The sequence below is a fragment of the Vibrio mexicanus genome (assembly GCF_001012815.1).
GTDB lineage: Bacteria > Pseudomonadota > Gammaproteobacteria > Enterobacterales > Vibrionaceae > Vibrio > Vibrio mexicanus.
In genome coordinates this window covers 95,618-107,386 of sequence record NZ_JYJP01000096.1, presented here as the reverse complement: position 1 = coordinate 107,386, position 11,769 = coordinate 95,618, and the positions used below count along the sequence as shown (strand labels likewise).

Annotated in this window: 10 protein-coding genes and 1 pseudogene; 6 read left to right on the top strand and 5 right to left on the bottom strand. The window is 44.8% G+C overall.

Features of this window, described 5'->3' with window-relative positions; all coding sequences use genetic code 11:
* Nucleotides 1-15: 15 nt before the first annotated feature.
* Genes UA76_RS14115 through UA76_RS14105 form a run of 3 tightly spaced genes read left to right on the top strand, consistent with a single transcriptional unit; the run spans nucleotide 16 to nucleotide 3,074 of the window.
* Nucleotides 16-1,188, top strand: coding sequence for a hypothetical protein (locus tag UA76_RS14115; protein ID WP_052772055.1), 1,173 nt, complete (start codon nucleotides 16-18; stop codon nucleotides 1,186-1,188).
* On the top strand, nucleotides 1,188-2,237 hold the full coding sequence (locus tag UA76_RS14110) for a sensor histidine kinase (protein WP_047047325.1): 1,050 nt from the start codon (nucleotides 1,188-1,190) through the stop codon (nucleotides 2,235-2,237). The genes UA76_RS14115 and UA76_RS14110 overlap by 1 nt, the downstream gene beginning before the upstream one ends.
* A 42-nt stretch (nucleotides 2,238-2,279) precedes the next feature.
* A complete protein-coding gene (locus UA76_RS14105) occupies nucleotides 2,280-3,074 on the top strand; it encodes a LytR/AlgR family response regulator transcription factor (RefSeq protein ID WP_420340922.1) in 795 nt (264 codons plus the stop codon).
* A gap of 18 nt (nucleotides 3,075-3,092) precedes the next feature.
* Here the strand turns inward: UA76_RS14105 and UA76_RS14100 are convergent, their stop codons facing one another.
* Nucleotides 3,093-4,598, bottom strand: a complete 1,506-nt coding sequence (locus tag UA76_RS14100) for an EAL domain-containing protein (RefSeq protein WP_052772054.1) — start codon at nucleotides 4,596-4,598, stop codon at nucleotides 3,093-3,095.
* A 374-nt stretch (nucleotides 4,599-4,972) separates the two neighbouring features.
* Between UA76_RS14100 and dbpA the strand changes: the two genes are divergently transcribed.
* Complete coding sequence (gene dbpA, locus UA76_RS14095) at nucleotides 4,973-6,355, top strand: ATP-dependent RNA helicase DbpA (RefSeq protein WP_047047316.1); 1,383 nt, start codon at nucleotides 4,973-4,975, stop codon at nucleotides 6,353-6,355.
* An 84-nt stretch (nucleotides 6,356-6,439) separates the two neighbouring features.
* Here the strand turns inward: dbpA and UA76_RS14090 are convergent.
* Nucleotides 6,440-7,560, bottom strand: a pseudogene (locus UA76_RS14090) (mechanosensitive ion channel family protein).
* A 448-nt stretch (nucleotides 7,561-8,008) separates the two neighbouring features.
* Nucleotides 8,009-8,452, bottom strand: a complete 444-nt coding sequence (locus UA76_RS14085; protein ID WP_047047344.1) for a DUF2850 domain-containing protein — start codon at nucleotides 8,450-8,452, stop codon at nucleotides 8,009-8,011.
* 355 nt (nucleotides 8,453-8,807) lie between these two features.
* Here UA76_RS14085 and ppnP point away from each other — a divergent pair, with 355 nt between their 5' ends.
* Nucleotides 8,808-9,089, top strand: coding sequence for a pyrimidine/purine nucleoside phosphorylase (gene ppnP / locus UA76_RS14080; RefSeq protein WP_047047312.1), 282 nt, complete (start codon nucleotides 8,808-8,810; stop codon nucleotides 9,087-9,089).
* Nucleotides 9,090-9,242: 153 nt separating this feature from the next.
* Here the strand turns inward: ppnP and UA76_RS14075 are convergent, their stop codons facing one another.
* Nucleotides 9,243-10,094, bottom strand: coding sequence for a pirin family protein (locus UA76_RS14075; RefSeq protein ID WP_047047308.1), 852 nt, complete (start codon nucleotides 10,092-10,094; stop codon nucleotides 9,243-9,245).
* Nucleotides 10,095-10,266: 172 nt separating this feature from the next.
* Here UA76_RS14075 and UA76_RS14070 point away from each other — a divergent pair, with 172 nt between their 5' ends.
* Complete coding sequence (locus UA76_RS14070) at nucleotides 10,267-10,551, top strand: hypothetical protein (protein ID WP_047047305.1); 285 nt, start codon at nucleotides 10,267-10,269, stop codon at nucleotides 10,549-10,551.
* A gap of 1 nt (nucleotide 10,552) precedes the next feature.
* Here UA76_RS14070 and UA76_RS14065 read toward each other — a convergent pair whose 3' ends face one another.
* Nucleotides 10,553-11,728 carry a GGDEF domain-containing protein gene (locus tag UA76_RS14065; protein WP_047047302.1) on the bottom strand — a complete coding sequence of 392 codons (1,176 nt, stop codon included), beginning with the start codon at nucleotides 11,726-11,728 and terminating at the stop codon, nucleotides 10,553-10,555.
* Nucleotides 11,729-11,769 lie beyond the last annotated feature (41 nt).

Below are 11,769 nucleotides of genomic sequence, written 5' to 3'. Positions count from 1 at the left end.
GAGTAACTGTCTGAAATGAATGGACAGTCTTCTGAAAGCAGCACACAGTCGGTCAATGTATTGCTAGACGCTCAATTGTCTTTTTACGATTGGACAGCACTACTGGCGGTTAAAGGTGATCAGGTATGGTCATCAGACTCTTCGCAAAGCTTCGACGCGGACTTCATTGCGCAAGAGCTGTTTTGGCTAGGCAGCCTAGATGTTCACGACCATGTCATTGATATCACTCTGGGCAAGGTTCGACTCGATTGGGGAGTGGGATATGGCTACCGGCCTCTAGACATCTTCAAACCGTATCGTCGAAACCCGATAGGAATTCAGGTAGAGGAAGGGACAGGTACTGCATTGCTCTCATCATTTGATATGCAAGGCGAGTGGAGCTTGGTTTATACCGACTCGAGCTGGACCCAACAAGAGGGGGCTGAGCTTGAGGAAGCCACTGAACAGCAGGGTTTCGGATTTCGACGCTATGCTTTGGTCGGTGATACCGAATGGCAAGCGATCGGCTACTACGATGATATCCGCAAGGGTTTGATTGGTGGCTCAATTGTTACTGTTCTTAATACGAGTTGGGCTCTTCATAGCTCCGCCACTTATCAACGTTACTATCATACTTATCAGCATCCTGAAGCGAGTAGTGATAGTGCGATTAACGAATTGCTTAGCCCTGTCTCTTTAGTGCGGGAAGAAGATGGATTTCAATGGTTAGTTGGCCTCAATTGGGCCAATGCAGTAGGCAATAACATAATCTTGGAATATTGGTACGACAGCCGAAGTTGGGACAAGTCTGATTGGTCGCAAGCGCTAAATCGCAGCGAAATCTTATCTCAGTCAGCTCAACTTTCGCCATTGGCAGCAAGTTATGCCAATGGATATTTGCAAACCAACCTAGTTGCCCATAATGTCATGTTTCATTGGAGTTTAGACAGCAGTGCGTGGAGCCAATGGGAGTGGAGCAACGATAAGTTATGGTTAGAGAAGTTAACACCGACATTTGATGTACTCCTTTCGCCAGAAGACGGCGGGGTGATTGCTACCCAGTGGTTAAATTATTTGGCTCATGATAATGGTGATAGCTCTCTTGAAATGGAGATCGCCGCACGATTTATGACAGGAGATAGTGACTCTGCCTATGCAAATCTAAGTGATAAGTATATGATTTTGTTTAATGTGAAGGGGAGATTTTAATGGCTGGAACAAATCCTCGTACAAGAGACTGGGTCGTGAGTATTTTAGCGACAACGGTATTTTGCTTGGCGATTGCAGTCGCGACTAAACTGATTTGGGCGGGTAAGTGGTATGAACACATCGCCATCAGTTTTGGATATGGGTACTGCGCGGTATTTAGTGCTTTCGCGATTTCAAAAATGTGGCCAAGTTTCCCTCTGCTAAGAATCAATGGACTTTCGATTCTGTTCTCCTTCGTTTTCGGCACACTCAATGCGTATTTGGTTTTAAGTCACTACTCAGCCTTTAGTGGATTTAGTGATATTGTTCCGGTGGCATTCTTGGGCTTAGTCTTAACCGCAGGTTGTTTCTTCTACTTCTACGCTTATGAGCAAAAAATGATTGCTGAACGCGAGCTAGAAATCGCTAAGCGCAAGCAGTCAGAGCAAGAGAAAGCACTAATTCTCAGTCAATTGAAGCAGCTTCAAAGCCAAATAGAACCTCACTTTTTGTTCAACACATTGGCTAACATTCAGGTGTTAATTGACAGCGAACCGACACAAGCTAAACAAATGCTCAGTAAGCTGACCGACCTTATGCGCGCTACGTTGAAAACCAACACTAAGGAGCTGATTAGCTTAAGAGAGGAGTTAGTGTTGGCTGACGCCTACTTGGGTATTCATCAAGTCAGGCTAGGGGAAAGGCTTCAATACTCCATCGATTACGACACGGCAATCGACCAAGTGCAACTTCCTCCATTTTTGGTTCAGCCTTTGGTTGAAAATGCTATTCAGCATGGCATTGAGCCTAATGGTGCTGGTGGAGAGATCAAAATTGAGGCGACGAAACAAGATGGCCTTATCGAAATTCGGGTTGAAGATTCGGGTGTAGGTTTGGAAGCGCCAAGTAGCCATAACGGTCATGGTGTTGGCCTTGCCAATATTCGTCAACGCTTGCAAGCGATGTTTAATGACAGTGCTTCGCTGTCGATAGTGCAAAACAGCCTAGGTGGCGTGACTGCAAGTATTCGTATTGAAGATGGTCACCAAGCCGCCAGCCCTGTACCATAACCTTTATCCCAACGAGCAAAGGATTCTGCTATGAGTTTATCCATCAATCAAAGAGCAACGACTGCCATCATCGCAGATGACGAGCCATTACTTAGGCATCACCTCAATCGAGCCCTCTCCGATGCCTGGCCAGAGCTGGATGTCGCCGCTTTAGCTGAAAATGGTCAAGTTGCTTTAGATTTGATTGAAAAGCACCAGCCAGATATTGCCTTTTTGGACATTCGAATGCCTGAAATGGATGGTATCACATTGGCAAAGCGTTTAGCGCAACTCTCTAATGCTCCGACTGTTGTTTTTATTACCGCTTACGACGAATATGCCGTTCAAGCCTTTGAAGCCAATGCCGTCGATTACTTATTGAAACCGCTTGATGATAAACGGCTTGACCGCTGTATTGATAAGCTCAAGCAAAAACTCGAACATGACAAGCCAGAAAGCAGCCCAGATTTGCAATCGTTGCTCAGTCAAATACAGCAACTAACGGCAACAGAAAAAGCCCCGAGCTACCTAAGCTGGATAAAAGCGGTAAGGGGTGACGACATTCACTTAGTGGCGGTGTCAGATGTTCTCTATCTCAAAGCGGAAGACAAGTATGTAACGGTCATGACGAATACCAGTGGCAAACGTGAAGAGTTTTTGCTTAGAACGTCTTTACGTGAACTCTTGTCTCAACTTGATCCTGACAAGTTTTGGCAAATTCACCGCTCCACGGTGGTCAATGTCGCCAGCATTGAAAAGGTGAAGAAAGACTTTACCGGTAAGATGTCAGTGCTGATTGAGGGAGATAAACTCCCTGTTAGTAGAGCGATGCAAAGTCAATTTACGTCGCTCTACTAAAGGAAGGGCTCGATATGGTTAGCAGATCAATTGCCCAACAAAAGGCTGCTGACCGAAGCTGACGAAATCCTTGGGTGGAATCGCTCTTGAATAGTAGAAGCCCTGTACGTATTGCACACCAAGTTGACGTAGTTGAGTGATTTGTTCCTGCGTCTCTGCACCTTCCGCAATCACCGTCATATCCAACTCCCTTGCGAGTTCAATCATGGAAACCAAAACTGGCGCGATCGCTTCATTCTTACGAAGGCCATTGATAAACACCTTATCAATTTTCATGACATTGAAGGTATGCTGACGAATAAAATCGAGTCCGGAATAGCCCGTACCAAAGTCATCGATTGCGATACGAAAACCTTTCTCTTTCAAACGGCTAAGTGAGGCAATTGCAACCTCCAACTCTTGAGCGTCCAAGTTGTGATCTTCGGTGATCTCCAAAAGAATTTGCGCCACGATGGATGCATTCTTGTCTGCATAATCCAACAAGAACTCTATGAACTCCGGTTGCGTGATGAGCTGCCTACTCAGATTGACACTGATGTATTGGTGCGCAAGCTCCGCTTTGTTTTGATTTAGAATGCGCGTAATCATAGCGAATGTATTTTGGGTGAGTTCGTTGATTAGGCCCAGTCGTTCAGCAAGTGGAACAAACACGTCAGGGGAAATGTAACCTTGTTTTGGGTGATACCAACGGTTTAACGCTTCGCTGCCTACGACGGTTTGGCTATAGATATCAATAATCGGTTGAAGGTGAACTTTGATTTGATGTTCGTGGATCGCTTCTCGAAGTGCAAACTCTATTGAGCTTTTAGAGCGGCGGTTTTGATGGTAAATCAAATAGAGGCAGGCAAACAGGCAAGCAAACAAGCTGGTATGCCAAATGTGGTTGATAAAGTATGTTTGGTAGGCTGCGTCACCCAGCTGAATTCTCAACGAGATTGGATAACGATGAGAGGCAAAATAGAGTTCAGTGTCCGGATTTTCAAACAGCGGTTGAGAGGATGGAATGGCTTGTGTGCCGACTCGAACTTCGTAGTGGTATTGTTCGTTGGTTAGGGTATTAGACACATCACTGAGAAACTGGTTTGGATGTATCGTGGCACTGTAACCACGCCCTTTGCCGGTTGAAGCAAAAATCGTGAGCTGTGAAGACATAAGCTCTGAAGTCGTCAGCACAATACTTGTTGCATGGGTAGAGCGCTCAATGACGTCTAATGTGTGCCGACTCATTCGGTCATCAATGCGGCCCTCGTAGCTGCTGCAGAAAAAGTGGTTCCGAGAGTAGGCTTTCACTTCTTGAATCATTTTAGACTCGTAGCCTTGAAGCCTTAACTTGAACTTGTCGTAATCGCTGCATTGAGGCGAGATGGTGCTATACAGCACTCTCAGTTCTTGCGAGATATTGTCGATACTTCGTTCAAGTTCGGTCAGTGCACTGTCGCCATAAGCCTTAGCGTGTTGATTTGCCGCATAAATACTGACAAAGCCGGAAAGGATGACCGTTCCAGAAAAGATCAGTATGAACATACAAACAACTTTGTAGTTCAACGGACAGCAAGATACCCGCGAACGTTCGGGTTCCCGATATTGATATGATTGCGTCATTGCGCGTCCTAGCCAAAATATAATTATGTTTTTTTACTACTATATTGTAGTTGGCAGTTAAGTTTTACGTTTATTCAGTATGTTAGGTTTGAATCACACTCTCCATGTATGCCGTTGCATCAGTGTATCGACTTCGATGCAGTATCGAATGAATTGAGGCGCTGTTGTTATGCTACTTATCCCGCTTATAGAAAGGGATACAAAGGAAAACGTCATGGAAAAAGATCAACAAACACTGGCAACTGAGTAAGATTTGGAGATAATACCTGCCCAAATTCGCCCGTTAGGAGCCAGCCGTGAGCCAGCCATTTTCATCACTCAATTTAAAGCCAGAATTACTATCCACTTTAGATAGTCTAGGTTTTCAAACAATGACGCCTATTCAGGAACAAAGCCTGCCTATGATCCTGCAAGGGAAAGACGTCATTGGCCAAGGTAAAACGGGCTCTGGTAAGACGGCGGCATTCAGCTTAGGTCTGCTTAGTAACTTGAAAGTGAAACGATTCCGAGTTCAGTCTTTAGTGCTTTGCCCAACTCGTGAACTTGCTGACCAAGTGGCTAAAGAAATAAGAACGCTTGCTCGTGGTATCCATAACATTAAGGTGCTGACCTTATGTGGCGGTATGCCAATGGGGCCGCAAATTGGCTCTCTTGAGCATGGCGCACATATTCTAGTTGGCACACCGGGGCGTATCCTAGATCACTTGGGTAAAGGGCGTATTTGTCTTGATGAATTAAACACCTTAGTACTTGATGAAGCCGATCGCATGCTCGATATGGGTTTCCAAGATGCCTTAGATGAGATTATTGCTCAAGCTCCTAGCGACCGCCAAACGCTTCTATTCAGCGCCACTTTCCCAGCGCAGATTCAGTCGATTGCTCAACGAGTCATGAAGCAGCCCCAACTAATTAAAGTCGCTTCAACACACTCCGGCTCTTCAATTTCACAAACATTTTATGAAGTAGAAGGTAATGAAGATAAAGACGATTTACTCGAATCATTACTTCTAAAACATCAGCCTGAGTCCGCGGTTATTTTCTGTAATACGAAGAAAGAAGTGCAAAACGTGGCTGATGAGCTGCATCACCGAGGTTTTAGTGTTATTGAACTTCAAGGCGATATGGAGCAGCGAGAGCGTGACCAAGCCTTGGTTATGTTCGCGAACAAAAGTGTCTCTGTGCTTGTCGCGACGGATGTGGCCGCACGTGGCTTAGATGTTGATAACCTCGATGTGGTTGTGAACTTTGAATTATCAAGAGACCCTGAAGTTCACGTGCATCGCATCGGTAGAACGGGACGGGCTGGAAGCAAGGGTAACGCTTTCAGTTTCATTGGCCAAAAAGACGGTTATAAAGTCGCGTTAGTTGAAGAGTATATGGATATTGAAGTGACGCCATCAGAGAAGCCTCAAAAACCGACATCCGCACAGCCGATGACACCGTCATTTAAGACAATCCAAATCGCTGGTGGTAAAAAGCAGAAAGTTCGCCCTGGAGACATTCTAGGTGCACTGACTAAAGATGCGGGTTTAGATGGCAAACTGATTGGCAAGATAAACATGTACCCGATGAGTGCTTATGTGGCGGTTGATAAGAAGATTGCCAATAAGGCACTGAAGCAGCTACAAGATGGCAAGTTAAAAGGCCGCCAATTTAGAGCACGTTTCATTAAGATGTAATCGGACTGGTAACGTCTCGGATGACAAGAGGCCCTTTGCTTATGCAAAGGGCCTCTTTTTTAGACTAGTACTTCGTTCATCAGATTATAGGGGAGGGGGCTGATGTGTAGGCGTTGTCCCCTCAGGAATAGGCTGAGACTTGTACTCACCGTCACGCTGTTGGGAGAAGTGCAGCGTTTGTGTTGGGAACGCGATTTGAGCTCCGTTGTCCGCGATGATCTCTTGGATCTTGAGTAGTACATCTTGTTTCACTTCGTGAAAGCGGATCCAGTTGACGGTTTTGGTAAAGGTATAAACCATAATATCGAGCGAAGAAGCGCTGAAAGCATTGAAGTTCACAATCAAGGTTTGCTTCGAGTCGATATCAGGATGCTCAAGTAACATTGACTTGATCTGATTAACGATCGTTTCGACTTTTTCACCATCGGAGTATCGCACGCCTATCGTTTCATTGATTCTTCTGTTCAGCATTCGAGAAGGGTTTTCTACCACAATGCTACTAAATACGGAATTAGGCACGTAAAGCGGCCGTTTATCGAAGGTGCGAATGATGGTCATACGCCATCCAATACGCTCCACTGTACCTTCAATTTGTCTGTCAGGGGAACGAACCCAATCTCCTACTTTGAACGGTCGGTCGAAGTAAACCATCAGACCACCGAAAAAGTTCGAAAGTAAGTCTTTAGCGGCTAAACCAACAATCAAGCCACCGACACCACCAAAAGTGAGTAAGCCAGATAGCTTAAACCAAACGCCTGCATAACGGTTAGCGCACCAACCGTCATGAAGAATAAACGCGCTATTTTGGCGACGGCTTGGACGGTTGTTTCATCTCGAGTTTGCTTTTCTAGAACAAACTCTTCGATATTGTTAATGAGCCTAAGTGTAATCCATACAAAGATACTGATAACGAGCAGTAACTTCAGTGTATTGAGCCAGTTAAGCTCGGATTCGATATGCTTTTGGAGGACATAACCCAAAGAGATTGTGGCCGGCCAGCACCAAATTAATGTACTGATAGGCGTTTTTAATGCTTGAAGCGTTAAGTCGTCCCAGTGGAAGGGCGTTTTTGCGGTGATGAATTCCAAGCGCTTGTAAAGCACACGCCATATGATCCATGCGAGAAAACTTGCAGCAGTGATAAATAGGACACTGTTATCCCAAGTTTGGATAAACGTGGTCACTTGAGTTAGCCATTCAGTCATTATGCTACTCTGTTGATTTAAAATATTTTTTAATTATATACCGATAGTGGTTCAATAGGGAAAGTCGTTGGATTTATCCTATTGTGAAGCTGAGAAATAGTGACATTTCTCAGAAAAAGGCTGAGGGCTATCAACGAATTTATTGATTGAATGCAAAACTCAGTTGTTTATACCCAAGTGACCTCAAGATGCAGGGTTCAGAGCGTTGTCACTGGTTCAAGTTCTAGGCAAATGGCGCAGCGGAATAACAAGTTCTTTCCAAGTCATTTAACGCAGAAATTGAACCAGTGAACCGCTCCCGAAGGGCGAGTTTGCCTAGCTCGCACACTTTGTTAACGATTCTTAATTTAGAACCACTAGATTGTCGAATCGTTGCCGCGTTTGCAAACTAGGCAATTCTCGCTGTACCACGCATCTTGAGGTTACTTGGGTATAGACGCGCGCAACGCTATTTATTATTAAAATGTTCCGATAGAGCTGCGCGCCGATTCTTTGCTGGGCCACCACCTTCCATATCGACTGTGTTTTCATAGCCCTCTTTGATCATGCGCTGAGTTGGGCTATTCGGTTGAACCCGACGTAACTGTGGAGAGTTGGGGGTGCCAGCTAGGCGATAAATAGTAACGCCTTGACCGGTTTCTATGAAAATTTCTTTACCATCAAAATCAAAGGAAGTAGATATCAGACGAGCGTTGCGAAACACGCCTTGTTCATTGAGGGTGAGTTTGTCTGTGTCATAGGAAGGTGCGCCAATTTCAATCCAAGAGCCATAGACATGCCTTGGGTGCACGTAGTCTTGATAACTGAAGTATATCAGGCTCGCGAATCCAATCGATAATATTCCAAGAAAGCCACCAACAACGACTCTAAATACGCTTTTGTTCGACACCATAGTGTACAGTAACGGCTGGCTACTAGGTTTACGACTTTGAACTACCATTTATTTCTCACGCGTAAATGTGGTTTAGTACCAATGTGAGAGTGAAATAAATTTGTCGTGAGAGCAAACTGTGACAGTAGAAGTTTGATCTCTTACCAAAAGATTCAATTACTTAATGATAGTGCCGCGCCTAAGTGCCACTCCTATTCAATTTTTAACATTATTAATTGTAGATGATAAAGCGATGTGTTTGCTTTGATCGACTCACGAAATCTATTGGGGCAGTTAATGATTGCTATTTTAGAGCTGATCAGATAAAAACTAGGGGACCGACCATAGGTCTAGATTTAAGCTCAAGGAAGATAAAATGATTAAAGAAAACACATACTTCGATGGAAACGTAAAGTCATTAGGTTTTACTCAGGCAGATGGTGATAGCAGTGTAGGTGTCATGGCTCCGGGTGAATATACGTTTGGCACTGCAGCACCTGAAAAGATGACAGTAGTGAAAGGTGCTTTAACCATAAAACGTGAAGGTGACGCAGACTGGACGACGTTTAAAGCAGGTGAGGCGTTTGATGTTGTAGGAGACTCTTCTTTTGACCTTAAAGTGGAGCAAGCAACGGCTTATCTGTGCGAGTATTTATAGTTTTAAAGCATACAAATAAAAATGCCACGCCCATAAGGCGTGGCTAACAGCGAGTTGAAAAGGCAGTGGTTGTATCTTAGTAGATACATTCAACTCAGATTCGTTTACAAGCTTCGAAGTGTCACTAAGGTCCTATAGATTACTGTCACTTGATCAGTAACTGTGGAAAACACCTTGGTTATAATCTCGAATGGCTTGTTCAATCTCTTCTGCGCTGTTCATTACGAAGGGACCGTAGTGCACAACTTTCTCGTCAATCGGCGTCCCAGTAAAAATCAGTAAACCACAACCTGTAGAAGTCGATATTTTTAACTCGTCACCTTTTCCGAGAAATGCGATCTGACCTTCATTAATCATATCTTGTCCAACACTCGCGTTACCATTATATGCAAACAGCATCACACTATCTCCCGGATGTCCAGTCAGGGTGATACTCTTTTGAGAACCAGCTTGCCAATCCGATAGCGAAAACGTCGCACTACTGTTAGAAACCGGGCCAACGAAAGAGTGTTTACCGAGGATCTCTACCTCTCCCGCGATCACTCGCAACTTACCTATACTGTCGCCTCGGTATTCTGGAATAGTGTCTGCCTGGAAGTCTGCGTATTGCGAAGGGGACATTTTGAACTGACTTGGCTGGTTTATCCAAATCTGAAAGCCGTGCAGTTGACCCGATTCCATAATCGGCATTTCACTGTGCAATACACCGCGACCCGCGGCCATCCATTGAGCGCCGCCAGGTTTCAGCTCGCCCACGTTACCCATATGATCTTTGTGCTGAAAGTGCCCTTCCAACATGTAGGTCAAAGTTTCAATTCCTCGGTGTGGGTGGGTTGGGAAACCGCCGACATAATCCGCTTGGTTGTCAGACTTGAGTTCGTCAATCATCAAAAATGGAGAAAAGTTAGGGTTATCGAAACCTGCGACACGTCGTATCTTTACACCCTCTCCGTCAGATGTTGGATGAGCATTGATCACGCTTTGAATGCGTCGTTGAATTGCCATGATGACCCCCTTAGTTTGATGTTGACAGTCTAAAGGCTTAGAGGAGAGTGATAACCCAAACGTTTTGATTTAGTTGTTCGAAATATTAGAAAGAACACTTCGGAACAACCGTGATGACTGAACAGGCCATCGTCTATACTTACTGTGTATAGATGTGTAAAAGGAGAGACCTATGGCCGTTGTTCCTAAACATAAAGACTCAAATGCTCGTTATGACCCGAGGCAAGATTTTACGGATGACCAAAGGCAGCGTTTTACTAAAGTTGCCAATACGGCGCAAAAACGTAAAGAGGAGTTTGAGCAGCGTTTCAGTGCCATAGAGAAAGCTCGAAAAGCGGCAGTAAAACCCGTGGTGAAGGTCAATAAGGAAAAACCAAACTCAGTGAGGTACGCCGTATGGTTGGTCATGGCGGGCGTGATAGCCTTGTGGTTTATGTATATGACTGGAGGCGCTTGATTTAAACTAGGTGCTTCGCTCCTTTCGTTTTCAATGGAGTGACATTCGTCGCTGTCGTATCATCAAACTCTTTCAGCGGATTCAGCCGGTCTCCCTGATAATAATTGAACTGATTTTTCCCACTGTGTTTTGCAGTGTACATGGCTTTGTCCGCGCATCGAGTCAGCTCTTCTAGGTTATCCGCATCGGTCGGGTATAAAGCCGCGCCAATACTAATGGTGAGGCGGTTAATACGCTCAGAGCTTTGATAGCTGTCTTCGAATAAGTGGCTGATACGCGCAAGAATACCATCCAGATCCTTTTTAGTTTTTACGCCATAGAGCAATAGAACAAACTCGTCTCCTGCAAATCGAGCGATCGAATAATCGTGTTTGTCAGTGCGTCTGTCTTTGTTGCGCACATTGTTTTTGAGTCTGGACGCAAAGTGTTGCAGAACGCGATCACCAATGCTGTGGCCATAAGTATCATTAATTGCCTTGAAGTCATCAATATCCAGAAAGACCAAAGCGGTGAGCGAGCTGGAGTCTTTAACTTCTTCGAGTTTGGCGTGGGCCCAGTTTTCAAAGCTCCAACGATTGGCAAGACCTGTGAGTTGGTCTAGGTAGGCAAGATCTTCAATACCTTCAGTATAGAGCGATTGAATATAGTTGATGGCCCGTGCGTAATAGTAGGCAGACATATTGCAAGCAAGAGAGAGTACTAGCAAGCTCACAATGAAGCGATCCGTTGCAAACCCAGCGGGTAGCTCTATCACGTCGGAGAACAGCATTGAACAAACAATTAATAGGTTTGTCGCCCCGCTGAACAGCACTCCGATGCGGAAGTCATTAATTAGGATAACCGCTGCTAGGATTGGATATAACCAGAACAGTCGGTCCTCGAGCATTCCGCCGTAGAAGATCAGCATGGTTGCGTAGAATAGTAAGATGCCGCTTAAGATTACGTCGGCGACGTTGTACTCTTTCTGAGTTAATGCATACCAAGTGTTGACGGAAATACATAATGCACAAGTAAGATTGAGAATGCTAAACAGGTAATTATGATCCGCCATATGAACGGATGTGTAGCCGAGCAAAATGACGAACGAAAAAGCAGAACAAATGACAACGATTCTTCGTTTTCTTTCAGAACGCATGTCTGCCATTTCTTCCAAATGTCGACCGACCAATCCTGTCATAGTAGGCATTTCCCTAAACTCTCAACGTCCGTTAAGTCTAG